Raw genomic sequence first — 24,152 nt, forward strand, 5'->3', positions numbered from 1 at the left:
CCTCCACAAGCGGTTTAGCAGATGGCTGGCTTAGAAATTGGTCATTTCATCAGTAGGGAATCGGCAAAAACCCGATGCTTTCTGAGGAAATCACGGTTGGCAAGCAGAAAATTTCTATGCTACTGGAAGAGATCCACGCTTGCGATCGCTCGTTACGGAAGGATCGCACTGAGAATAGCCCTCGCGCAGGAAGAAGAGTCATCTAACGATCTCAGGAGGCGATCGCGCTCAGTCTAGAGGTACAATCCTCTAGGTGTACTGAGGACGATAGGCAACGTGTCAGAAGAACCACAAACCTCGCCATCACTGCCACCTACGGGCGCGATTGAAAGCGTATCTCTAACAGCTACGACAGAGAACTGGTTTGAATACCCAGTCAAGGCGCATCCTCACCATACTGACTATGCAGGGATTGTCTGGCATGGCTCCTATATTGCCTGGATGGAGGAAGCGCGGGTGGAATGCCTGCGCTCAATTGGCATCGAATTTGCAGATTTAGTCGCCTTGGGATGCGATATGCCGGTTGTGGATCTTTCGGTGCGCTACCACCGCCCTCTGCGGATGGGAATGAGTGCTGTGCTGAAGACGCGCATGGCAGATACCGAGGGTGTCCGCATCAATTGGGATTATCAGATTCAATCTCTCGATGGACAAGAGTTGTACGTCACTGCAAAAGTCACGTTAGTGGTAGTAGATCGAGAGAAGGGTAAGATTATGCGCCAGTTACCACCCACGATGAAAGATGCGTTGGCACGACTTTCGGCGGTTTAATCTAAATTTGGTAGGCTTTCCTACCTAATGCTCCCTAAAATGTTAAGTCAATAGTTTTGATTGCAGGTAAAACCTTAATTGTGAAGTTATTTGTCTACCACACGCCCGAACTGACTCCCTCCGACAGCGTACCTGAGTGTGCGATCGCCATCGATGTACTCCGCGCTACGACTACTATCGCCACCGCGCTGAATGCGGGTGCTGAGGCTGTCCAAGTCTTTAGCGATATGGGAACCTTGATGCAAGTCAGCGAACAGTGGCAAGCCGATCTCCGGTTGCGCGCCGGTGAACGAGGCGGTGCTAAAGTGTCTGGCTGCGATTTGGGCAATTCTCCCCTGGATTGTACGCCAGAGCGCGTACAGGGACGACGATTATTTATCAGTACTACGAATGGCACTCGCGCCCTAACGCGAGTACAGAAGGCTCCAGTGGTTCTGGCAGCAGCGTTAGTGAATCGTCAAGCGGTGGTAGAATACGTTCTCAGCAAGCAGCCAGAGACGGTTTGGCTGCTGGGATCGGGTTGGGAAGGTAGTTTTTCTCTGGAGGATACGGTGTGTGCAGGTGCGATCGCTCATTCTTTGCAAGAGAAAGGTTCGCTAGAAATAGGTAACGATGAAGGATGTGCCGCGATCGCTCTTTACCAGCAGTGGCAAAATAATTTACTAGAGTTGTTCCACCACGCTAGTCATGGTCAACGGCTGTTACGCCTCGATTGTCAAGAAGACCTGAAATATTGCTCCCAAACCGATATTTTAGATGTGCTGCCGATTCAACGAGACATTGGAGTGTTGGTTAAGAATATCTAAGCACGCCTTATTACTTTTCTCCGTCTGTAGAATGCAGTTTACTGAGCGACTACGAACGGGAATGTATTACTTATAAAGTCATGAAGCATCTAACTGGGTGGATTTGCGATCGCTCGATTAGATGCATCACTATCTTTAGAATTCAGCAGTCGTTTGATTTCATTCAAAATGATGTCTAACCCTGCATCTTTCGCTAAAAAAGCATCGGCTTCCGGACAGATTTCTCTGCCAAACTCTAACTCATTAGCACTAATAAAGCCGGTTGCTAAAACTAATAAGGGAGGATTTATAAAATCATTTTTGATATGATTGATGATCTCGCAACCATCCATGCCTCTCTCATACGGAGCGGGGGGAATAGAAAAATCTATAATCAGTAAATCGTAACTTTCTATTTCTTGTAAAAACGTAAAGACTGTTTTATAAATATGAACTTCAAAATCTTTTCGTAAAAATCGCTCGATAATCAAACACCAATTTTCATCATCCAATACACCTATCTTGTACATGGATTTTGATCCCTCTCTAATCAATAGCTGGGCGAAGCCCAAACCTAAAATGTATTCGCTCAGCTCAAAGCAATCTACTCTCAACGAAACTCATTCTTTATTCTCTATTATAGTTGGGACATCAACTCAATTAAATAAACGGGGTGGGCATGAGTTGGGCAATCATTTCTTTCAACAAGGCTACGCCATCAGAGTAGGGGAAGAACAACTTTGCTCCCCTACTGTCAGTGGCAATTAGCAATGGGTTGAGCCTAAATTGAAAAGTAAAAACCCAACAAGCGTTCCATCACACAAGCCGCAATCCGCTCGGCGGCTCCCGCTTCTCCCATGCGGCGGCGTCCATTTTCAGCAATCAGTTGCAGCCGATCGGGGTCGCGTAATAAATATTGCACAACCCCGGCGACTTTAGCGGGTTGTTCTACCAAAATCAGGGAGGGTCCTAGCAGGCGAGATTGAGCTTCGGCAAAGGCGCTCGTAAACTGAGGGCCTTCTCCGGGGATCGCGATCGCGGGTTTCCCCAATCCGACAAACTGCTCCGTTGCTGTACCAGCCATTGCGATCGCTAAATCTGCTTGATTTAAGCAATCGTTATAAGCGTGCTGAGTCAGAATCAGAGTGCCATTTTCTTTCGTAAAAGTTAGTGCTTCTGGGTCAGAAATCGGTGAGGGAGAGAATTTCTCATTTGCCCCCAGTGCATTAGATTGTCGCCAACCGTGAGCTTCAAGGGTTTGGCACAAAGGGTCTAAATTTAACCCAAGTGCGATCGCGCCCAGAAATAGGACGGGTCGAGGTGCAAACGCCTGCATTAACCCCACACAAGCTTGCATAATTTGCTGCCAATTAGCATAAGCTTCTGGCGGTCTAGAACCAGGGAGAAGCGCCACAATTAGCGATCGCCTCATCTCTTCCTGTTCAGCATTTGACGAATAAAATATTGCTTTTGGTCTGGGTGGTTCCAAACCGTCCATCATCGGGTTCCCTAAATCAAACGCCGGGATAGACCACTTCTTTAACATCTGAGTTGTCAGCCCATCTCTGGGAAACACCGCCTTACAACGCCGCTGACTCATCAGCCAACGTTCCCAAGGCAGGTAAACAGACCCAGACCAACCTTCCCAGCGCCCTCTTTGGTCGCGCCGTGGCAATGGCCCCGCTTCATCTCGCAAATAATATTCCGATTTAGCCGTACCCACAAAAGCATAGGGAACGCCGCTTAACCAGCCAAATAATAGCGGGACAATATCTCCCACCGCCAGGATTACGCCTCTGCTTCGCTCCTTGGTTCTGCCTGGGGACGCCCACTTCCGGATCGCGCGGTGCTGGGCGAGGGTGAGCTGTAGTAAACCGCCCTGTACATCTCGCACCAGTTGACGCCCATCCATATAGATAAAGCCACCGGAGGGCATCGTTTGCACGTGACCAATGATGGGGATATCTAATTCAGCATAAGCTCGCCCGTCACCCACCAATGGCAAGGCTGCTAGTTCCAAAGAATGAGACTGTTGCTGAAGTTCTTGCAAAATCCGGACGGCAATAATGTCCTCCCCATGACCATTGCTGAGGCACAGTACCCTCATCCCAGACCTCCACAGATTTTAGATTTTCGATTGTTTCTCCATCGCCAATCCAAAATCCAACCTTCCTTGCTCCAGAGAAGCCAGGGAGGAATTTCAAAATTCAAAATCGACGAATGGAACCAGAAGGCAATAGCAAGTGTCAAATTTAACAAAACCTCATAAGCGATAAGCAATTAGCGATTTTACACTAGCTACCGTCTTATACCATTTCGCTGGATATCTGTATGCAATCTCCTTCTCCTCCTCTCTCTCCCTGGTTTTCTATAATGCGCGTTCCTTCTTTGGCTATTTGCACTTTAGCGGTTTTGGCTGCGAGCGATCTCAGTTCTCTGGCTAGCGCCAGTACAACTTCTTCATCTCCAACCCAGACACCAAACGCTGAAGAAGTTGTCGTTGTCCCAGTCACTTCCGATGTGCCCTCCTCGACAGCCGCAACTCAAAAAATAGCAGATGCTCAGGTCATTGTTCCGGTTAATTCGGGTACGCGCCAGCCATCCGCGCCAGCGCAACAACCCGTCAATAGCCAGGTAGTGGTTCCCGTTAATTCTGCCACCACCCGCCCCGCGAGAGCCATTGCGGCACCGGAAACCCGGACACTGCCTCAATTTACTCAGACGACTCGCGTTCCCCAAAAAGCGCCAGCTAGCTCTATCAATTCACCAGATTTGGTCGTAACCGCAACAGGTATTGAGGTAGCGGGAGCGACACCAGAGTTGCAGCAAATTGTCCGTCAAACGATTAAAACTCGTCCGGGTGGAGATACCAGTCAAAGCCAACTGCAAAAGGATGTGACGGCGATTTTAGCGACCGGGCTATTTACTGATGCCAACGTAACCAGTTATACCGAGCCAAGTGGACTGAGGACAGTCTTTGAGGTGAAACCCCTAGTGGTGCGATCGCTCAAACTTTCCGGTGCCCAAGCCCTGACCCCAGCGGTTGCCAACGACATTTTTAAATCCCAACTGGGGGCAAAAATTAGCCCCAATGCCCTCAACCAAAGTGCCGAACAAATCAACCAGTGGTACAAGCAAAATGGTTATGTGGCAGCACAAGTGCTAGCCGTGCAACCCAGCCGCGATGGGGTAGTCACCATTGAAGTCGCTGAGGGTACCGTTGGGAATGTGAAAATCCGCTTTTTGGACAGCGAGGGCAAGCCAACCAAAGGACGCACCCAAGAAAATTTCGTCCGTCAGGAGTTAAAACTGAAGCCGGGTCAACCCTTCCGGGTCGATGCGGCACGGACAGACTTGCAACGGCTGTATCAGTTAGGGCTGTTTGACAACGCGGATGTTTCCCTCAGTGGTGATTCTCGAAAAGTTGACGTGAGCTACGACCTGACCGAACGCACTTCCCGCGCCGTCAACGTTGGGGGTGGTTACAGCGAGAACAGTGGCATCTTCGGCAGCATTAATTATAAAGACCAAAATTTTGGGGGCATTAACCAGCAGGTAGGTTTGAATGTCCAAGCAAGCCGGAGCGACTTACAGTTTAATGGGAATATTACCAGTCCCTATCGCGCCAGCAATCCAGACCGCCCTGGATATAGTATCGAGGCATCTCGACAGCGGCAACTTTCCGAAACCTTCAATGAAGATGTTAAGTTGCCGAATGGGGACAAAGTTCGGGAAGGGCAGTTTGGCGGCGGCGTCACCTTCACGAAACCTGTAGGCGATGTGCAGGCATCGGTAGGCGTGAACTACACCCGCACTAGCATCCGCGATAGCAAAGGCAATCTCTCACCCGTAGATGAATTAGGAAATCGCCTTTCCTATAGCCAAAACGGTATCGACGACAAAGTTTCCGTGTCTGCTGGGATCGCACAAGACAAACGAGACAATCCAATTAACCCAACCAAAGGCTCGGTCGTCAGCCTCAGTACAGAACAATCGATCCCGGTTGGGAACGGCAGTATCTTGATGAACCGGGTTAAGGCAAACTACAGTCAGTACATACCCTTTAATTTAACCAACGGTGCAACTCCAGATGTATTAGCCTTCAACGTGCAGGGAGGCACAACCATCGGCAATCTCCCGCCCTATGAAGCCTTTAATCTAGGTGGCATCAATTCTGTACGGGGCTACGGAAGTGGTGATGTTGCCAGCGGTCGCAGCTATGTGTTAGCCTCTGCCGAGTATCGCTTCCCAGTTTTTAAGCCGGTAGGTGGCGTTTTATTCGCTGACTTTGGCTCCGACTTAGGCTCTGGCGATACGGTGCCGGGAGAACCTGGAACTGTCCGTGGCAAACAAGGAACTGGCTTTGGCTACGGAGCTGGTGTGCGCGTCCAATCCCCGATTGGCTTGCTCAGGGCTGACTTTGGTATCAACGACCACGGTGAAAGCCGACTCCAATTCGGGATCGGTCAAAGGTTCTAACATCGGAAGGAAGAGAAATTTAAAATGAGTTCAAATTAGCTCATCCTTCATTCTTGGTGATTGCATGGACACGCTAGTTGGCAAAACTTTGCAGGGTGGCAAATACACTCTCGATCGAGAACTGGGACGGGGTGGCTTTGGCGTTACCTTTCAAGCCACCCACCACTACTTGGGTCAACCTGTAGTTATTAAAACGCTTAACGATTCCCTCTGTCGGCATCCTGACTTTGCCAGATTTGGGCGTCAGTTTCAGGATGAAGCAAGACGTTTAGCGTTGTGCGTCCATCCCAATATCGTTCGGGTTAACGATTTCTTTTTGGAAGCTGGGTTGCCCTACCTGGTAATGGACTATATTGCGGGTCAAACTTTGCAAGAGGTCGTGTTTCCGGACAAGCCGCTGCCAGAGTCCGCTGCTATTCACTTCATGCAGCAGATTGGGGCAGCAGTCAAAGTGGTGCATCAAAATAATCTGCTGCATCGGGATATCAAGCCCCAGAACATCATTCTGCGCCAAGGAACTCAAGAGGTGGTGCTGATTGACTTTGGGATTTCGCGGGAGTTTACGCCAGACTCAACCCAAACTCATACAAGTATTGTTTCCGAAGGGTATGCCCCCATTGAGCAGTACCTGCCCCAAGCAAAGCGCACCTCAGCGACGGATGTTTATGGGTTAGCCTCCACACTTTACGCGCTGTTAACGGCAACAGTACCAACGCCTGCGGTACTCAGAGACAGGCAACCGATGCCAGCGCCCCGCGACTTAAAACACTACCTAAGTCCGGCGGTAAATCAGGCGGTGATGCGCGGGATGGCTGTTGATGCTCAATATCGACCTGGCAGTGTAGATGAGTGGCTGTCTCTGTTGCCGGATCTTCAGTTTGGAGGTTCCACTGCCGAAACAATGCCGCCAACTCATACAGTGGCAACTATCCCAGCGATCTCTCCATCACCGCCTAGAGGCGAAGCTTTGGTGGGAAAAAATTCGGGTTCAAGAAATGGAGGCGCGATCGCTTCGTCCGTACCAGAAGAGAGAAACCATCAATCCAGTTCTTCCTTCTTCCGAAATCCCCGCAGTCTTTTCATTGCTACAGGAATCGCGATTGCATCCGGTTTAGCGATCGCGTTGAGTTCTGTCTGGCGTCAGCCTCATCCGCCCGACGCTTCCCCTGTTGCCCAACCGGAATCCCAGCCGCAAAATCAGCTACAAGAGGCACAAACTGTCACTCCCGAATCCGTAGAGAAAGTTAATAGCACCCCTACTGAGTCTGAACGGCAACCCGTTGAAGTTCAAAAATCCTTCCGCAGAAAATCTCAGCAGCGGGTTAAGCGCGATGTTCCGGATGTTCCTGCAAACACTTCATCGAAATCCCCGAACTCAAACAAGCCGCAATCTAATCGTGAGGCGAACAAGAAAGCCGGACAGGCAGAAATAGAACGTCGCGAGCAAAAACAGCCGGTTCCTACATCCGAACAAACTCCGCCACCAGCTGCAACCAATCCACAACCTTCTCCCGCTTCGGAACAGCCGCCACCATCCCCGGTTGCCAATCCGCAGCCTCCCGCCGCTTCGGAAGTGACGCCGCCATTCCCTCGCAGCGATCGCAAGCCAACTAATCCTGCTCCCTCATCTGCACCAGAGACTTCCGCACCGCCAGGTTCAGTTGTCGTGCCAGTTGTTAAACCAGAAACTCAATCCCAACCGGAATCGGAAAAAAAATCTAAGCCGGACAAGCCGGAAAAACCGGACAAGCCGGAGAAATCGGACAAACAGAAGGATAATTAGCTACTGCTTGTATCGACGTTTGCACAATTGGGAGCGATCGCCTTTCCCTCTAAAATTGGGATGCCAACTGCCGATTAAACCGAACTGAATCGTTCGGCTATTACTCCCGAAAACTGTCTCTGGAAACCTTGTTAAATTCAGTCATTCCTTCAACAAATAACTATAATAGGATATGTGAGACAGGGGGCCTTAATGGTTTCGACAGGTTGGCGAACGCTGCCCCGTGATTCAGGTCGAGAGTGAGTCTTCTCTCGTTAATACTGGACTCAAAAAAAAGTAACTGCGAAAAACAACATCGTAGCATTCGCTCGTCAGGCAGCTGTCGTTGCCTAAAAACCTCATCTTAGGTTTCTGAGCGTCTGTAGTCTGACTCCGTTAAGGGCTACAGAACAACCCCAACGGATGCGATAGCAAGTCGTCTCTGGTAGATTTGCTAGCTAAGACCTCATCAGAGAATCCTGTCATCCGGGATAATGGATGGTTCCCGCCTTGAGGGTTAGATAGGCTAAACCTGTGAATGAGCGATAGGTTAATACCCAATTTGGACACGGGTTCGATTCCCGTAGGCTCCACTTCTAATTACTTTTTCAAACCACCTTCTACCCAAAAGTACAAGGTGGTTTTTGCTTTTAATAAGTTTAGTTTTAATTATTTTAGGTTAATCGTTTAGAGTCAACTTTCCTGGAAAGCAGACCTAATAACACTTTTGCGTGTCGGTGTCCATTCTTCGACGGAAATCTCAATAGACTTTGACTTGACACTTTGTTATATATTGCTTAATCTGTCATTAACTTATTCTTAATCATTTTGACGCGGGACTTTTACCAAAACACGAGCGTAACCTCGTGTCATTTGTGCTGGATATCGCGCTCGCTAGCCGAGAAATCCTGTACGCTTCCTGCTTTTTAATCGCCCATTATCACTCAAATAGTACTTTAAAAATTCGGGAAATTTTTCAATTCTTCGTTTCACCAAGCTTAAATTTTTTAAGAGAGGTTTCAAAATGCAGTTTTTCATCTCTCCAAAGAAAGCTAGGAAATTTCTGATTTTCGCAGTCATAGGGTTCATCTTTGCCAGCCTTGCCAGTCAGTTAACAAGGCACTTCTTATACCAGCAAGGTTATAAGCTCTTATGGTTAAATAAAGTAGTAGATTTATTCAACGTCGATCGCGAGAAAAATTTTCCAGCGTTGTTTTCAGCATCGCTGTTATTACTTTGTTCAATTTTACTAGCGGTTATTACCTACGCGAAGAAAACTGAAAGCGATCGCTATACCTTCCACTGGGGCGCTCTGTCGGTTCTTTTTCTCTTTCTATCAGCAGACGAATGGCTAAGTTTCCATGAAAAGACGATCGAGCCACTTCGAGATACATTCAAAGCTACCGGATTTTTATACTATACTTGGGTAATTTTCGGTATTGCTTTTGTATTTCTTACCTTAATATTCTTCTTAAAATTTCTCGTCCATCTTCCCGCAAAGATACGGCGTTTATTTCTGATTGCCGGAACTTTCTTTGTTGGAGGGTCGATTGGCATGGAGTTAGTGAGTGGATTTTACGTATATCACTATGGTCGTTTAATTTGGGGAGCCACTTCAACCAAGCAGACAATACAGTCGATTGGATATATGCTGATGTCAAGCTTGGAAGAGTGCTTGGAGATGGTCGGTGTTGTTCTCTTTATCTATGCAGTGATGTCTTACATGAGTTCCTATGTCAAAGAAGTGCAAATCCGCATTGAGGAGGAAACACCGACGGTTCCCTTAATGAAGTACCCAGAAAAAGTTTAAATCTCAATTTACCCAGCTTTTGATTCTGGTGCCGACTCAGCTTCTAAAGAGGCTAGTTTCGCCTTGCTGTGATGCCGCATAGATTCTCCCACCGTAACGTTTAACTGATCGCCAATCAGCAGTACTAGAGAACTCATATACAGCCATAGCATTAAAACAATAACGGCACCTACTGCACCATAGGCTTTGTTGTAATTACCAAAGTTAGAGACGTAAAGCCGAAACAAAGCTGATATAATCGCCCAGGATACAGCCGCTACCATTGCTCCTGGCATAATCGGGGTTCCAGCAACCCAGCGGCTAGGACCATAGCGATAGATAAAAGCAAAGGCTGAGGCGACAATGCCTAATGCCAAAGGCCAGCTAAAAAGCCGCCAAATACTTAACAATTCCAATAATCCACTTTGGCTGATTAATAGCTTCACAATCAGGTCGCTAATAAATACTAAAAAGGAAGCAATAATCAGCAGGACAATGGTACCAATTGTTAGAGCGATAGAAATTAATTTGGCTTTCCAAAAGGGTCGGGTTTGTTCTAGCGGAATCTGATGGATTTGATCGAGAGCGGTCATGGCGGCACTCAGCGCCCCAGAAGACGCCCAAATAGCTGCAACAAAACTGAGGGAAAACAGCCCTTGATTTTGCGATTGACTGATTTCGCGGGCAAAACCTTCAATAAGGAAAAGAGCTTCTTGAGGAGCAATTTCACTCAATTGCTTAGCTAACCCTTCAAAAGTGTCTGATGAGGATTGAAACAGACCAATGGCAGTCAAGATTGCCAAAATAGCTGGAAACAAAGCTAACATGGCGTTGTAGGCCATTTCTGCCGAAAGCCCCGCTAACCGCCGTTGACCTACGCGCTGGAAGGTTTTCTTTAAAGTTGCCCAGCTGAGATGTCGAAAGAAACGGATAAAACGGATTGAGGAGCCTCTAAGAGCGGCATAGGCTAAGAACGAGCGCATTATTGTTTGATTCCGTATACAACGTTTTCTATAATGTGCCAAATCAACTACTAAGGTTACAGGGGTTTTGTCAAACTATCGATAGTGTCTATGACAAATCGGCAAATTTTGTTAACAATTGATTGTTGTAACCGATGAGGAGTGGTTTTTGATGGCCCACGAGGTAGCGCAGTGGTTGGCTGAAATTAAGATCCTGAAACAGCAGCTAGCAGAGTTAGAGCGCGATCGCGATGCGGCTTTGGAAAGTGCGGCAAACTGGCGTCAACTGTATAACACAGAAGCGCAGCAACGCCGAACTGAGGCAAAGCTAGCTCAACAACAGATTGAAAAACTCAAAAGCCAACTACGGCAACTCCAGAGTTCACCGCAACCTACAGAGGACAACCCGGGTGCTGTGGAGGCGATTCGTGCAGAAGTAGAACAACTAGAAAATTTGGAGGAGTTGAAAGCGAAACTAACCGAGGCGATGGTTGAGCGCGATCGCCTTACCCAGGCTTTAAAATCTGAGCAGACCAATCATGCACAAACCCGCAGAAGTTTAACGACTGCGATTGGGGATACCCTCGAGCGACTTAGTCGGGAGCGCATAACCCGCCAACCAGCGGCATCAGGCCAATCAGCTCCGCGGGGTCAGTGGGTAGGAGTAAGCACTCAAGCTAGCAAAAACAATAAACAAACCCCTCCGTCTTCACAAGAAGAGGAGGGGCGCAATCCCGGCTCAAAAGCTTAAAAGGTGTAAATTTCCCTCCTTAACCACCGCAATAAGGAAGGTTTGGAGGGAGCGCACACTTCAGAAATAATCTAATGAAACTGAGCCTAACTGCTCAAAATCCCATTACCTCAGCCACGGTCGCTAAATTTGGCTCAATTCCCTGTTTAAACGAATTTTCGCTATGTTTAATTGCCGTATCTGGGTCTTTTAAACCGTTCCCAGTCAGGACGCACACTACGGTAGCGCCTGCGGGAACTTGATCTTTTACTTTCAGAAGTCCAGCGACGGAAGCCGCACTAGCCGGTTCGCAGAAAATGCCTTCTTCGGATGCCAAGAGACGATAGGCTTCTAGAATTTCGGCATCTGTTACCGCATTGAACTGACCCATGCTGGCTTGTTGCGTAGCGATCGCCCGTTCCCAGTTAGCAGGATTACCGATGCGAATAGCGGTTGCCAGGGTTTCTGGATTCGGCACTGCCTGACCTGTAACCAGGGGAGATGCGCCAGACGCTTGGAATCCCATCATTCGGGGCAAGCGATCGCATTTCCCTTCCTGATGATATTGACAAAATCCCATCCAGTATGCAGTTATATTTCCGGCATTCCCTACGGGGATGCACAGCCAATCGGGAGCATTTCCTAACGCTTCTACCACTTCAAAAGCAGCAGTTTTTTGTCCTTCTAAGCGATAGGGATTTACCGAGTTCACCAGCGTGACGGGGTAATTTTCTGCCATCTCCCGTACAATTTCAAGCGCCCGGTCAAAATTTCCTTTAATTGCCAAAACTTCCGCCCCATACAGCAACGCCTGAGCTAACTTGCCTAGCGCCACGTAACCATCGGGAATCAATACAAACGCTCGCATTCCGCCCCGACGGGCATAGGCAGCAGCAGCGGCTGAAGTGTTGCCGGTACTGGCGCAAATGACGGCTTTGGCACCAGCTTCCTTTGCCTTAGAAATTGCCATCGTCATCCCCCGGTCTTTAAAGCTACCAGTGGGATTGAGACCGTCATACTTCACCAACACGCGCACCTGTTTACCCACAATCTGAGAGATCGCGGGAACCGGGATCAATGGAGTATTGCCCTCCAGCAGTGTTACGACTGGCGTTGTGTCCGTCACCGGCAGATATTGCCGATATGCCTCAATCAGTCCAGGCCAGGACTGCCGTCCAACAGGGTTACTTAGGGCAGGAGAATTCGCAGCAGATACAGTTAAAGCCACAGGAGTCAGAGAGGGGAAAGGGATTGCCAAAGTGGGTTCGCTCCAGAGTTTGTCTATAAAAAACCGACCCTTGAAGTAAACCCACTCTTCTCAAAATGGAGAGGGGAGACGGGGAGAAGTTCACCCCTGTCATTTATTCTCTCTCCTTCAACAGAAGCTAGAAGAAATTTTCGTTTTCTACGCTACTTTAATTGCGGATTTCTTCAGGCTTTTGCCTTCTGACTTCTGTGTTCTCGCTTTTCACTTCTGGTTTGGGACGCTTGATCAGCTTTGGCTTAGTAGAGATTCCCCGATCGTCCATTGGTGTTTCTTGTTCGCTGGACATCCAAGAGGGACGAGTTTGGTCGTACACCATTTGCAGTGCTGCTGCCGCGATCGCATGGGCGTCGTATTCTTCACTCAATTGCGCCACAACGGGCAAGAACGAAGCCATGCGTTCCCCACTCAATACTTCGCGTACTTGAGCTTGCAGTTTTTCCAGACGTCGCCCTTCAATTTCCGCCCGTGTAGGGATTTGGACAATTTTCAGGGTTTGTCGAACTTTGCGCTCAATTAGCACCAACTTTCGGCGATCCATTGGGTGAATCAGGGAAATGGCTGTTCCTGCGTTACCAGCGCGACCCGTGCGACCGATCCGGTGGATGTAGCTTTCCACGCTATCTGGCAGATCGTAGTTAATCACATGGCTCAGGTGGTCAACGTCTAAACCCCGCGCCGCAATATCGGTGGCGACTACCCAGCGCACTTGGTGTTGGCGGAACCTCATCAGCAGGCGTTCCCGGGCTTGTTGATTGAGGTCGCCGTGGTACTCGTCTACACTGTGACCGGCAGCTTGCAGTTGGTTGGTCAGTTCCGCGGCTGTCTTGCGTGTCCGCACAAAGATTAGGGCAGATTCGGGATCTTCTAGTTCTAGGATGGGCAGCAAGGCGCGAGATTTTGACCAGCCGCGGGGCACCATGTACACCACCTGGTTAATCCGGGAGGGAGCGGCTTTGGGCTGCTCCACAGAGACGTTCATTGGCGATCGCAAGAACTTCGCAATCAATTTTTGAATGGTCGGCGGCATTGTCGCCGAGAAAAATGCCGTCTGACGCTCGGTGGGGACTTGCTTGAGGATGGTTTCTACATCGTCAATAAAGCCCATGCTCAACATTTCATCGGCTTCATCTAATACCAGCCAGTTGACTTGATCGAGCTTAAGCTCTCCCCGGTTGAGCAAATCAATCACCCGTCCTGGGGTTCCAACTACGATCTGAACGCCCTGTCTGAGGCGCTGGATCTGCCGGTCGATAGCTTGACCGCCATATACTGTCAGCACGCCCAACCGCCGCTCGTTGCTAAAGCTGCGAATTGCCAGAGCAACTTGCTGAGCTAATTCCCGCGTCGGTGTCAAAATCAGCGATTGGACTGCGGGATTTTTAATGTCGATCCGTTCCAAAATCGGCAGCGAAAAAGCCGCTGTTTTGCCGGTTCCAGTTTGGGATTGTCCCACCACATCCCGACCAGCCAACAGATGAGGAATGGCTTGGGATTGAATTTGTGTGGGCGCAGTGAAGCCTAGTTTTTCTAGTTGCTGAATGCGAGCTTCTGAAAGGCCTAGGCTTGTGAACGAAAGGGTCATAATTTGTTGTTAGTTGTTAGTGTTCGAGAATTGTGAATTGCGAAGTATGAAGTTTTTAAGTATGAAGTTTGAAGTATGAATTAATATTTGCCTTAGTTCTTCAGCCTTCATTCTTGAGTTGTCATTCTTCATGCTTCGGGCTTGGCGATATGACCATACAGGTCGTAGATGTCAGTGCTTGTAATTTCCACCGATGCTATAGAACCTAATGGGACGTCGCCTTGGACGTAGACTAATCCGTCTACCTCCGGAGAAAATCGGGCAGATCGACCGATTAATTCCCCAGTCTCTGGATGTTCTTGCTCAATCAAGACATCAACCATCTTGCCGACACAAGCTTGATTTTTTCTCAAGGAAATTGGCTGCTGAACTTCCATCAAGGCATCCCTGCGGATATCCATGACTTCTTGGGGCAGTTGATTGGGCAAGGTGAAGGCAGGGGTGCCTTCTTCTGGAGAAAAAGTAAACACACCTACATGGTCAAATTCATGGCGCTGGACGAACTGTAGCAAGTGTGCAAAATGCTCTTCCGTTTCGCCAGGGAACCCGACAATGAAAGTGGTTCGCAGTACAGCATCAGGCAGAGCTGTTTTAATCCGCTCAATAATTTGGTCGTTTACCTGTCCCTGCCAAGGTCGGTTCATGGCGCGGAGAATTTCCGGGTGGGAGTGCTGTAACGGCAAATCCAAATAGGGCAATACGTTAGGAGTCTCCTGAATTGCTTCGATGACGGCTGGTGTTAAGCCTGTGGGATAGGCATAGTGCATCCGAATCCACGGAATGTTAACCTTTCCCAACTCCCGTAGAAGTTCCGCCAGTTTCGGCTTCCCGTAAATATCCAGACCGTAGTTGGTAGTGATCTGGGAGATGAGAATTAACTCTTGGACTCCTTCCGAGGCTAGCTGGTGGGCTTCGGCGACGATGGATTCAATGGAGCGCGATCGCTGATTTCCCCGGAGATGGGGAATAATGCAGAACGCGCAGCGGTAATCACATCCTTCCGCTACCCGCAGGTACGCGACACCTTCCGATGTTGTGCGGTAGCGAGGCGTTGTTTCATCGGCTATGTAGGTCGGCAGCTCTGAAACTTGCTTGACCCGTTCACCGCCTTCCACTCGTTGAACCACATCGACGATTTGGTGATAATCGCCGGTGCCCACCACGGCAACTGCTTCTGGCAATTCATCCAGCAGATGCTCCTGGAAGTGCTGCGCCATGCAGCCTGTGATTACAATCTTTTTGTTCGCTTCCGCCAGTTCTACTAAGGTGCGGACAGACTCTGTCCTTGCAGCCTCAATAAAACTACATGTATTAACTATAACATATTCTGCTAATTCTTCATTACTGTCTACCTGGTACCCTGCCTGTACCAACAGACCTAACATATGTTCGGTATCAATACGGTTTTTTTCGCAGCCCAAGTGAGAAATTGCAATTGTTGGCTTATTGCCCATGCGGTTTAGATACGGCTAAAGAAATTCTGTTAGAAGCTGAAGCCAAAATATTATACCCTATTCTTGGCACAGCAGTGTACAACCCAGTGGGACGTGAGTGTCAAACTGGGAGGATCGGGTTTGGGTATGAAGATAGGAGTTGAGTCGTTGAAGAATCTATCTTCCACTCACCAACCAGAGTAGGGAACTGGATAGTGGTATCTACCCCTGTCTCCATTCTAGATAAAATTCTAGAATGGCATCATCCAAGATGCGATTCATTTCACTGCCATTTTTGCTGCTTGGAGGAGAATAACCGACAGGTGTAGCAAGAATTCGCCGGTGTTTTCAGGTAGACAAGTGGACTTAAATCAAATCTTCAAGACACCGAATCCCATCATTGGCGTGGTTCATCTTCTGCCGCTGCCGACATCTCCCCGCTGGGGAGGTAGCCTGAAAGCGGTTATCGATCGAGCTGAGCAGGAAGCGACCGCGCTATCTGCTGGAGGCGTGAACGGCATTATTGTGGAAAATTTCTTTGACGCCCCTTTTAGTAAAAACCAGGTAGATCCAGCGGTCGTTAGTGCAATGACACTGATTATCCAGCGGCTCATGAACTTGGTGACGTTACCTGTAGGCATTAATGTATTACGCAATGATGCCCATAGCGCGATCGCAATTGCATCCTGCGTTCACGCTCAGTTTATCCGCGTCAACGTCCTCACTGGGGTCATGGCAACTGACCAAGGGCTGATTGAGGGAGAGGCGCATCAATTGCTCCGTTACCGTCGGGAATTGGGCAGTAATGTAAAAATTTTGGCAGATGTCTTAGTCAAGCACGGTCGCCCTTTAGGTTCCCCAAATCTAACCACAGCAGTGCAAGAGACGATTGAGCGGGGTTTAGCAGATGGCGTCATTTTAAGTGGCTGGGCGACGGGTAGCCCTCCGAGTCTAGAAGACTTGGAACTAGCAACCGCCGCTGCCAACGGGACGCCCGTATTTATCGGCAGTGGTGCCAACTGGGAAAATATTTCTACGCTGATGCAAGCCGCAGATGGCGTGATTGTTTCCAGCTCTCTCAAGCGCCACGGGCGGATCGAGCAGCCCATTGACCCGATCCGGGTCAGCCAATTTGTGGAAGCAACCCGACGCAGCTTTGCGACCAAAGCGGAACCCAAGCCAGTTTCTTCGGTCACTTATTAGTTGTTAGTTGCAGTTGTTAGTTGTTAGTTTTTAGTTGTTGGTTTTCTAAATTAACTCCAAAAAACTAACATCTCAAAACTTTTTACTGAGTCCTCTAGCCTGCGATAATTTTGCTCTTCAGTTTTCGATTCTCACTTCTTAGCCCTCCTACCTCAGTTCTGACATGAGCCGCCGACGTTCTACTCCCTGGATTCATCGCTGGTCCCGTCTGCTGATTGCGGCGATCGCTATTTTAGGTGCCTTAGTGACAGGCTATCTAACCGTAGTCAAGCTAACAGGAGGCTCTGCTGCCTGTCCCACCAGCGGTTGCAATCAAGTCCTCTCCAGCCCCTACGCCACCGTATTTGGTGTTCCCTTAACTTTGTTTGGCTTGCTGGCTTATGTCAGCATGGTCGCTTTTGCCCTCGCTCCAATGGCAGCCAACCCAGTTGAAAAAAAAGATCTGCATTCTCAACTAGAAAACTGGACATGGTTGCTATTATTTGCCGGTGGCACCGCTATGACGGTTTTCAGCGGCTACTTGATGTATCTACTGGCATTTGAAATCAAAGCCGTTTGTCTCTACTGTCTTGCCTCCGCTTTCTTCTCCCTTAGCTTGTTAGTGCTGACCTTGATCGGTCGCGCTTGGGAGGACTGGGGACAACTCTTTTTTACCGGGATCGTCGTGGCAATGGTAGCCCTAGTTAGCACTCTGGGCGTCTATGCCACTGTGAAATCACCACTTGCTTCAGGGGGTGGCTCCGCTACCACCGGATCGCAAACCTTTCCCATTACCACCGCCTCTAGCTCCGCAGAAGTTGCTTTAGCGAAACATCTTGAAGCGGCAGGAGCAAAGATGTACGGCGCTTTCTGGTGTTCTCACTGCCACGATCAAAAGCAATTGTTTGGGAAAGAGGCATTCAGCCAAGTCAATTACGTTGAGTGTGCCGATCCCAATGCTCCACAAAAGCAGGCGGAAATCTGCCAAAAAGCGGGAATTCAAAGCTACCCCAGCTGGGAAGTCAACGGTAAATTGGTCGAGCCTGGTGTGAAATCTTTAGAAAAACTGGCTGATTTATCAGGTTATACAGGGCCTCGCAACTTTCAGAACTCCTTGCCGGGACTTTAAATTTGGGTGCCCTAGAAAATAGCGATGTCACCCAAAACGGAAAAAAAGATATTTGCCGTAGAAGTATTTGGCCTTTTCAGCAGTTGCTAAAATCAAAACCGAATACTTCTACGGCAAAATCTTTGGCATGATGGGGTATCGTTTCATCATCCAATTATTTAGCACTTTACGGATAGCCAAAACAGCGACAACGCTGCTGTCTTAGTATTGAAGAAAGGATAATCAGCAACTCTGATTTTGAAAAAGTCTCTCATTGACCAGACTTAAAGTTTGCACCGAGCCATCTACACATACTGAGGAAAGTTGTATCACGATGGTGTATACAACAAAATTGTTTGGATAACCCTGTAACCAGGTAGATGCTAAAAAAAAGTATATGGACAAGATTGAAGCAACAGCTTCAACAAGAGCGCCGAGTACCAATCGCTTCGTCGGCTGTTGCAAGCTGCATCATTATCCTGCGGATGGCTGGACTGTTTCAATCCTGGGAGTTGGCAGCCTTAGACCAGATGTTTCTTTTGCGTTCTTCAGAACCAATAGACGAGCGCGTGGTAATTGTCGAAATTAACGAAAAAGACTTAAAGCACGTAGGACAATGGCCCATTCCTGACGCAGTCATGGCAACTTTAGTACAAAAACTAAATGCCTTTGAGCCACGAGCGATTGGTCTGGATATTTATCGCGATCTCCCAGTACCACCCGGTCATGTAGAATTCATCAAAGCTGTTCAAACGATCCCTAACTTGATCGGAATTGAACTATTGAAGACTGAAAAAAGCTTGGGTGTTCCACCATCCCCAGTACTAAACCGTCTCCAGCAAGTTGGTTTTAATAATGTGGTCGTTGATGCTGATGGTAAGGTGCGCCGTAGCTTTTTATATGCACACGTAGATAACAAACTACATACAAGTTTTGCGCTCCAGTTGGCGTTGATTTATTTGAAGGACAAGGGAATTACTCCTAGTCCGTCCCCAGTGAACCCCGATTACCTACAGCTAGGGAGGGGTGTTTTCCCAGTTTTTAAATCAAATGATGGAGCTTATGTGACAGCTGATGCCCAGGGTTATCAAATATTAGCCAACTTTAAGCAACCCAATAGCTTTCAGATTGTTTCAATGGTAGATGTTCTGGCAAACCGGGTACAACCAAGCCTTCTACGCGATCGCATTGTGTTGATTGGTTCAACCGCACCCAGCCTCCAGGATTTTTTCTACACCCCTTACAGTAGCCGTTTCAACCAAGGCGCACAAAGGATTTCAGGTGTCGAACTCCAAGCCAATTTTACCAGTGCGCTCCTGAGCGCTGCTCTGGACGGACGTTCCTTAATCAACGTCTGGCCCGATCTCGTAGAAGCCTTGTGGATTTTGGTTTGGTCGTGGATAGGTGCCTATATCAGTTGGCGATTGCGTCTCCTTAGAAAGTCTGGTCTCAGTATTTTAGCGGCTGGGGCTGGATTGCTCGGTATTTCCTACCTGGCCTTTCTCTTCGGTTGGTGGATACCGCTGATTCCTCCACTCCTGGGGCTTGTAGGGTCTGCGATCGCGATCGTGAGTCATCTGGCTTATTTGGAGGAGGAGTTAAAACGCTCTAAAGAGTTTTTGCAGAAGGTGATTAATACCATCCCCGATCCAATTTTTGTCAAAGACAAAGAACATCGTTGGATTATTTTAAATCAGGCATATTGCAAATTTATTGGTTATCCCCTAGAAACTTTACTTAAAAAGTCTGCTTATGAGTTTTTTCCTAAACATGAGGCTGAAGTTTTTTGGCAGAACAATGAGCAAGTGTTACAAGGTGGTGAGGAGCAAGAAAATGAAGAAGAATTTACGGATATTTTGGGTACAACTCACCTAATCGCTACCAAGCGATCGCTCCACAAAGATGCTGCCGGTAATATTTTTTTAGTTGGTGTCATCCGAGATATCACTGAACGCAAGCGGATAGAAGAAGAGTTGAAACGAACGGCAGAGGAGTTAATCCGTTCTAACGCCGAATTAAAGCTTTCAGAAGACCAAATGCGTCATCTAGCTTATCACGATCCACTGACTGGTCTACCTAACCGTAAACAATTCTATGAACGCATGGTTCAAGCTCTAGAATGGGGTAGTAGTAATAACCAGTTGTTTGCTCTTTTGTTTCTTGATCTGGATGGCTTTAAGCAGGTTAATGACACCCTCGGACATGACATGGGCGACCTGCTGTTACGGATGGTTGCTCAACGACTCACGGGTTGCTTGCGCGGCAGTGATACCGTCTCGCGTTTGGGTGGTGACGAATTTACAGTAATTTTACCTGCAATTAGTAGAGTTCAAGATGCTGCCAGAGTTGCAGAAAAGACTTTATCAACCCTATCTCAGCCTTTCATTCTCAACGGACAAACTATCTTCGTAACTGTCAGTATTGGTATTAGCATCTATCCTTTTAATGGGAACACTGTAGATACCTTAATTAAAAATGCAGACTCTGCTATGTACCGTGCCAAAGAACAGGGTCGCAATCGATTTCAATTCTTCTGATACTATTTTCTTGAGGGGTTGCAGTTTACTCGTTGTTAATTAATAAAAATTCGCTTGCTCATTAGTTATTCAACAGTTGCTATTAAAGAATAACGAATTCATTAATCAATAAAGAAATTTAAAATTACTCGTAGTCTTTCTAAAAATATTGCTTCAAAAACTGTAGATGACCTCTACAACCGGGCAACCCTGTTCAGTCTATGGTCTATCCTGTTCAGGAGTGCTTTTGCCTTCATGGAAGGGACGTTCACAGCCCGTTTTGATTTTGACTGGAGAATATTTAGAATCGCCCAGTCGGGTGAATACACGCAAAGAATTAGTTGTAACGATAGGAATGTAAGCCTCTGTTCTTCCCCAGCTGATATGAGAAACAGAAGCGATCGCCTCTAGTTGAACTGATTTCACGAGGTGTTCAAGATGAACGCAATTCCAACTTCTATGCGGATCGAGACCCACAACATTCTCGATTCAAGCGTTTATAGATTGAGCTATAAGAGGAAAAGATGAATTCGACAGCAACCATTATTGAACCTGACAATCAAAAAACTCAGATTCTCAACCCCATAGAACGACCTGAGATTACCCATAGTCTTTCGGAAAATGTCGTTTTGACAACCGTAGACGATTTTTACAACTGGGCACGCCTCTCCAGCTTGTGGCCTATGATGTTTGGGACTGCCTGCTGTTTTATTGAAATGATGGGGATGTTTGCAGCCCGTTTTGATTTTGACAGATTTGGCTTGAAACCTTGGGCAAGTCCTCGTCAAGCTGACTTGATGATTACCGCAGGCACCATCACTATGAAAATGGCTCCAACATTGGTGCGCCTCTACGAACAAATGCCAGAACCCAAGTACGTCATTGCAATGGGTGCTTGCACGATTACCGGCGGTATGTTTAGCGCAGACTCACCAACAGCGGTGCGGGGAGTCGATAAGTTGATTCCGGTCGATGTTTATCTGCCGGGGTGTCCTCCCAGACCAGAAGCCGTGATTGATGCAATTATTAAACTGCGTAAGAAAATTGCCAATGACTCGATGCAGGAGCGAGATATCATTGCTCAGACTCATCGATACTACAGCATTCGCCACCAGATGAAGGTAGTTTCGCCAGCCGTTACGGGTGAATATTTAGAATCGCCCAGTCGGGTGAATGCACCCAAAGAATTAGTTGCAACGATGGGAATGCAAGCCTCTGTTCTTTCCCAGCCGATTTTAGAAACAGAAGAGATCGCCTCTAGTTGAACTGATTTCAAGTTGAACTGATTTCACGAGGTGTTCAAGATGAACGCAATTCCAACTACTCCGCAGACCGAGATCCCCGCCACGACCCACGATATTCTTGATGTACAGCAAACACACTGCTGCATTGTCGGAGGAGGGCCTGCGGGGGCTGTCCTAGCGCTTCTCCTAGCCCGTCAAGGCATCCCAGTGATGTTGCTGGAGGTACACAAAGATTTCGACCGCGATTTTCGGGGAGACACGCTTCATCCATCGGTGATGGAAATCATGGATGAACTCGGTTTGGCAGATCGCTTGTTGCAGATGCGTCACACAAAGGTTCCCAGTCTTACTCTGAAGACGACCGAGGGGCCGATTCGATTTGTTGACCTCAGCCACTTGAAGACGAAGTACCCCTACATCACCATGCTTCCCCAGGTAGATTTCCTGCAATTCATTACTGAAGAAGCGAAACGCTATCCAAATTTTCAGCTGGTGATGGGAGCGAACGTACAGGAGCTGATTGAAGAAAATGGGGTCATCCAGGGTGTACGCTACCGGGGACACGGCGGCTGGCATGAAGTCCGATGTCAAGTGACCATTGGCGCAGACGGACGCTTCTCTCGCATCCGCCAATTAGCCGGGATGGAACCGATCAAGACTTCGCCGCCAATGGATGTGCTTTGGTTCCGCTTACCTCGCAAAGCGGACGATCCCGAAGAAACAATGGGGCGCGTTGCTGGCGGTCATCTTTTGGTTCTGCTGAACCGCTTTGATTATTGGCAGGTTGGCTATGTGATTCCTAAGGGTAGCTATCAACAGTTGCGGGAAGCGGGTTTAGAAACTTTGCGTCAGTCTGTAGCTGAGATATCACCCCTGTTTGCAGACCGGATGCAAGAATTACATGATTGGAGCCAAGTGGCGCTGCTTACCGTCGAGTCTAGCCGCGTCAAGCGTTGGTATCGCCCTGGTTTGCTGCTGATTGGCGATGCGGCTCACGTCATGTCGCCAGTTGGTGGAGTTGGCATTAACTACGCGATTCAGGATGCAGTGGTCGCTGCAAATGTGCTGAATGAGCCGCTGAAAAAAGGACAGTTGCAAGAAAGGGACTTGGTGAAAGTACAGCGCCAACGGGAGTTGCCGACGCGGATTATCCAAGCCTTTCAGTCTTTGGTTCAGCAGCGGGTTATTGCGAGGGCGATTGACTCGACCCAGACATTTAAGCCGCCATTCTTGCTTCGGTTACCGATTTTGCGCGACATCCCGGCGCGTTTGATTGCTTTTGGCGTCTGGCCTGTTCGTATCAAGAAAAACTTAGAAGCAACTTAGCTCCAATTGCACTAACTTAAAGACTTGTAGCAAAGTACACAGAGAGAAGAAGATTTCACGTTTTCAACGCTTTTTTTCAAAAGCATTAAGGGGATTTGTTGCGGACAAGCCGTAAAACGGTATTAGCGTGCAAAGGGTGTTAACTGGAAAGCTTGGGTTTTGCCGTTATAAGTACCGATGCCAACAATGACTCCGCGATCGCTAATGTCGGTGGCACTAGTTAAATCCCAACCCGAATTGGCTGGAATGACGTGATTTAGGTCAATCATGCGATCGCCACTGTAAAGAAAGGCGCGGGGGATGCGGCTGGCATTCTCTGCTTCACCGACCACTTGCCCAAGATTGTTGATACTGTGAGCAATGCTGCTTTGTCCCCCTAAAGTTCCGAGGTCGAGCATCTTGCCATTGTTGTAGAGGAAGGCTTGAGGGCGATAATTCGCGGTGTCTGCCACACCAACTATCTGACCTTGGTTGTTAATACTATTAGCAGTGCTGCTTTGTCCCCCTAAAGTGCCAAGGTTCACCATCTTGCCGCCGCTGTAGAGGAAAGCTTGGGGAATGCGATCGCGATTCTCTGCGGAACCAACGACTTGCCCGTTTTCATTGATGTCGTTGGCGTAGCTATTCGCACCTCCGAAGGTGCCGAGGTCAATCTTCTTGCCGTTACTGTACAGGAAGGCGTGCGCCTTATCGTTGCGAGTTTCGGCAAATCCGACTATCTGACCTTTACGATTGATACTTCTGGCGTCGCTGCTTTTACCGCCAAAAGTGCCAAGGTCAATTGTCTTGCCATTTTTATAAAAAAAGGCGTGATAATTGTCGTTGGCAAAGGTCATCACACCGACTATTTCCCCGTTGTCATTGATACTCGTAGCGGCATTGTAGCGGCTGTTAATACTGTTAATTTCGGTCATTTTGCCATCACGATAGATGAAGGCCGTTTGGGTACTGTCGTTAGGGTTAAAAAAGCCAACAACTTGACCGTTATTATTAATTTTTTTAGCGACGCTGGCACGGCTATGAAGGGTGTCCAGATTAGCGATGCTATAGCGTAGATTTACGGGAATTTGTGTCTGTGATTGCTGTGCGTTACCTGATGAGTGAAGGGTGACGCGGCTAGCAATCATCAATCCAGCGAGGGAAGTAATAATTCCTAAAATAGTGATCGCTTTATGAGTGAAATTCATTATTCCGCGATACCTGAAAAATCCAAGGG

The 24,152-nt window shown here is 48.1% G+C and carries 20 protein-coding genes and 1 other RNA gene; 12 read left to right on the top strand and 9 right to left on the bottom strand.

Features of this window, described 5'->3' with window-relative positions; all coding sequences use genetic code 11:
- Positions 1-49: 49 nt before the first annotated feature.
- Positions 50-202, bottom strand: a complete 153-nt coding sequence (locus NDI44_RS09000) for a hypothetical protein (protein WP_190415104.1) — start codon at positions 200-202, stop codon at positions 50-52.
- 74 nt (positions 203-276) lie between these two features.
- Here NDI44_RS09000 and NDI44_RS09005 point away from each other — a divergent pair, with 74 nt between their 5' ends.
- Both NDI44_RS09005 and NDI44_RS09010 read left to right on the top strand, forming a co-directional pair.
- Positions 277-771: a thioesterase family protein gene (locus NDI44_RS09005; protein ID WP_190415105.1), complete on the top strand. Its 495-nt coding sequence runs from the start codon at positions 277-279 to the stop codon at positions 769-771.
- An 80-nt stretch (positions 772-851) separates the two neighbouring features.
- On the top strand, positions 852-1,577 hold the full coding sequence (locus tag NDI44_RS09010; protein ID WP_190415674.1) for a 2-phosphosulfolactate phosphatase family protein: 726 nt from the start codon (positions 852-854) through the stop codon (positions 1,575-1,577).
- Positions 1,578-1,666: 89 nt separating this feature from the next.
- Here NDI44_RS09010 and NDI44_RS09015 read toward each other — a convergent pair whose 3' ends face one another.
- Positions 1,667-2,086, bottom strand: a complete 420-nt coding sequence (locus NDI44_RS09015) for a response regulator (protein WP_190415106.1) — start codon at positions 2,084-2,086, stop codon at positions 1,667-1,669.
- Positions 2,087-2,337: 251 nt separating this feature from the next.
- The gene (locus tag NDI44_RS09020; RefSeq protein WP_190415107.1) at positions 2,338-3,663 is read right to left on the bottom strand and encodes a lipid-A-disaccharide synthase-related protein; all 1,326 of its coding nucleotides are present in this window, start codon (positions 3,661-3,663) and stop codon (positions 2,338-2,340) included.
- Between the two features lie 224 nt (positions 3,664-3,887).
- Between NDI44_RS09020 and NDI44_RS09025 the strand changes: the two genes are divergently transcribed.
- The 4 genes from NDI44_RS09025 to NDI44_RS09040 all read left to right on the top strand — a co-directional run bounded on the left by NDI44_RS09025 (position 3,888) and on the right by NDI44_RS09040 (position 9,607).
- A complete protein-coding gene (locus NDI44_RS09025; protein ID WP_242037172.1) occupies positions 3,888-6,035 on the top strand; it encodes a BamA/TamA family outer membrane protein in 2,148 nt (715 codons plus the stop codon).
- Positions 6,036-6,099: 64 nt separating this feature from the next.
- Entirely contained in the window at positions 6,100-7,818 is a 1,719-nt protein-coding gene (locus NDI44_RS09030; RefSeq protein ID WP_190415108.1) for a serine/threonine-protein kinase, read from the top strand.
- 183 nt (positions 7,819-8,001) lie between these two features.
- Positions 8,002-8,393: a transfer-messenger RNA gene (ssrA, locus tag NDI44_RS09035) on the top strand.
- 428 nt (positions 8,394-8,821) lie between these two features.
- Positions 8,822-9,607 (top strand): hypothetical protein, encoded by a 786-nt coding sequence (locus NDI44_RS09040; protein WP_190415109.1) that lies wholly within the window; start codon positions 8,822-8,824, stop codon positions 9,605-9,607.
- An 8-nt stretch (positions 9,608-9,615) separates the two neighbouring features.
- Here the strand turns inward: NDI44_RS09040 and NDI44_RS09045 are convergent, their stop codons facing one another.
- On the bottom strand, positions 9,616-10,569 hold the full coding sequence (locus NDI44_RS09045) for a YihY/virulence factor BrkB family protein (protein WP_190415110.1): 954 nt from the start codon (positions 10,567-10,569) through the stop codon (positions 9,616-9,618).
- Positions 10,570-10,717: 148 nt separating this feature from the next.
- Between NDI44_RS09045 and NDI44_RS09050 the strand changes: the two genes are divergently transcribed.
- On the top strand, positions 10,718-11,299 hold the full coding sequence (locus tag NDI44_RS09050) for a hypothetical protein (protein WP_348235269.1): 582 nt from the start codon (positions 10,718-10,720) through the stop codon (positions 11,297-11,299).
- Between the two features lie 94 nt (positions 11,300-11,393).
- Here the strand turns inward: NDI44_RS09050 and thrC are convergent, their stop codons facing one another.
- The 3 genes from thrC to rimO form a co-directional block, all read right to left on the bottom strand.
- Positions 11,394-12,506: a threonine synthase gene (gene thrC / locus NDI44_RS09055; RefSeq protein WP_190415678.1), complete on the bottom strand. Its 1,113-nt coding sequence runs from the start codon at positions 12,504-12,506 to the stop codon at positions 11,394-11,396.
- Between the two features lie 187 nt (positions 12,507-12,693).
- The gene (locus tag NDI44_RS09060; RefSeq protein ID WP_190415111.1) at positions 12,694-14,127 is read right to left on the bottom strand and encodes a DEAD/DEAH box helicase; all 1,434 of its coding nucleotides are present in this window, start codon (positions 14,125-14,127) and stop codon (positions 12,694-12,696) included.
- A 128-nt stretch (positions 14,128-14,255) separates the two neighbouring features.
- Entirely contained in the window at positions 14,256-15,581 is a 1,326-nt protein-coding gene (gene rimO / locus NDI44_RS09065) for a 30S ribosomal protein S12 methylthiotransferase RimO (RefSeq protein WP_190415112.1), read from the bottom strand.
- Between the two features lie 339 nt (positions 15,582-15,920).
- Here rimO and btpA point away from each other — a divergent pair, with 339 nt between their 5' ends.
- From btpA to NDI44_RS09080, 3 genes are all read left to right on the top strand, one after another.
- On the top strand, positions 15,921-16,763 hold the full coding sequence (btpA, locus tag NDI44_RS09070) for a photosystem I biogenesis protein BtpA (RefSeq protein WP_190415113.1): 843 nt from the start codon (positions 15,921-15,923) through the stop codon (positions 16,761-16,763).
- A gap of 163 nt (positions 16,764-16,926) precedes the next feature.
- Positions 16,927-17,871, top strand: coding sequence for a vitamin K epoxide reductase family protein (locus NDI44_RS09075; protein ID WP_190415114.1), 945 nt, complete (start codon positions 16,927-16,929; stop codon positions 17,869-17,871).
- Positions 17,872-18,230: 359 nt separating this feature from the next.
- The gene (locus NDI44_RS09080; RefSeq protein WP_190415115.1) at positions 18,231-20,387 is read left to right on the top strand and encodes a CHASE2 domain-containing protein; all 2,157 of its coding nucleotides are present in this window, start codon (positions 18,231-18,233) and stop codon (positions 20,385-20,387) included.
- 198 nt (positions 20,388-20,585) lie between these two features.
- Here the strand turns inward: NDI44_RS09080 and NDI44_RS09085 are convergent, their stop codons facing one another.
- Positions 20,586-20,792, bottom strand: coding sequence for a hypothetical protein (locus NDI44_RS09085; protein WP_190415116.1), 207 nt, complete (start codon positions 20,790-20,792; stop codon positions 20,586-20,588).
- Positions 20,793-20,890: 98 nt separating this feature from the next.
- Here NDI44_RS09085 and nuoB point away from each other — a divergent pair, with 98 nt between their 5' ends.
- Both nuoB and NDI44_RS09095 read left to right on the top strand, forming a co-directional pair.
- Positions 20,891-21,631 carry an NADH-quinone oxidoreductase subunit NuoB gene (nuoB, locus tag NDI44_RS09090; RefSeq protein ID WP_190415117.1) on the top strand — a complete coding sequence of 247 codons (741 nt, stop codon included), beginning with the start codon at positions 20,891-20,893 and terminating at the stop codon, positions 21,629-21,631.
- Between the two features lie 39 nt (positions 21,632-21,670).
- Complete coding sequence (locus tag NDI44_RS09095) at positions 21,671-22,936, top strand: FAD-dependent oxidoreductase (protein ID WP_190415118.1); 1,266 nt, start codon at positions 21,671-21,673, stop codon at positions 22,934-22,936.
- 122 nt (positions 22,937-23,058) lie between these two features.
- On the opposite strand, the gene NDI44_RS09100 is transcribed toward NDI44_RS09095, so the two are convergent.
- Entirely contained in the window at positions 23,059-24,123 is a 1,065-nt protein-coding gene (locus NDI44_RS09100) for a DUF3466 family protein (protein ID WP_190415119.1), read from the bottom strand.
- Positions 24,124-24,152: the final 29 nt, after the last annotated feature.

The organism is Trichocoleus sp. DQ-A3, from assembly GCF_039961975.1.
Taxonomy (GTDB): domain Bacteria; phylum Cyanobacteriota; class Cyanobacteriia; order Cyanobacteriales; family FACHB-T130; genus FACHB-T130.

Coding starts and splice junctions, on each gene's coding strand:
- NDI44_RS09000 (WP_190415104.1), bottom strand. CDS start 202: ATGACTCTTCTTCCTGCGCGAGGGCTATTCTCAGTGCGATCCTTCCGT.
- NDI44_RS09015 (WP_190415106.1), bottom strand. CDS start 2,086: ATGTACAAGATAGGTGTATTGGATGATGAAAATTGGTGTTTGATTATC.
- NDI44_RS09020 (WP_190415107.1), bottom strand. CDS start 3,663: ATGAGGGTACTGTGCCTCAGCAATGGTCATGGGGAGGACATTATTGCC.
- NDI44_RS09025 (WP_242037172.1), top strand. CDS start 3,888: ATGCAATCTCCTTCTCCTCCTCTCTCTCCCTGGTTTTCTATAATGCGC.
- NDI44_RS09030 (WP_190415108.1), top strand. CDS start 6,100: ATGGACACGCTAGTTGGCAAAACTTTGCAGGGTGGCAAATACACTCTC.
- NDI44_RS09040 (WP_190415109.1), top strand. CDS start 8,822: ATGCAGTTTTTCATCTCTCCAAAGAAAGCTAGGAAATTTCTGATTTTC.
- NDI44_RS09045 (WP_190415110.1), bottom strand. CDS start 10,569: ATGCGCTCGTTCTTAGCCTATGCCGCTCTTAGAGGCTCCTCAATCCGT.
- NDI44_RS09060 (WP_190415111.1), bottom strand. CDS start 14,127: ATGACCCTTTCGTTCACAAGCCTAGGCCTTTCAGAAGCTCGCATTCAG.
- rimO (WP_190415112.1), bottom strand. CDS start 15,581: ATGGGCAATAAGCCAACAATTGCAATTTCTCACTTGGGCTGCGAAAAA.
- NDI44_RS09075 (WP_190415114.1), top strand. CDS start 16,927: ATGAGCCGCCGACGTTCTACTCCCTGGATTCATCGCTGGTCCCGTCTG.
- NDI44_RS09080 (WP_190415115.1), top strand. CDS start 18,231: ATGCTAAAAAAAAGTATATGGACAAGATTGAAGCAACAGCTTCAACAA.
- nuoB (WP_190415117.1), top strand. CDS start 20,891: ATGAATTCGACAGCAACCATTATTGAACCTGACAATCAAAAAACTCAG.
- NDI44_RS09095 (WP_190415118.1), top strand. CDS start 21,671: ATGAACGCAATTCCAACTACTCCGCAGACCGAGATCCCCGCCACGACC.
- NDI44_RS09100 (WP_190415119.1), bottom strand. CDS start 24,123: ATGAATTTCACTCATAAAGCGATCACTATTTTAGGAATTATTACTTCC.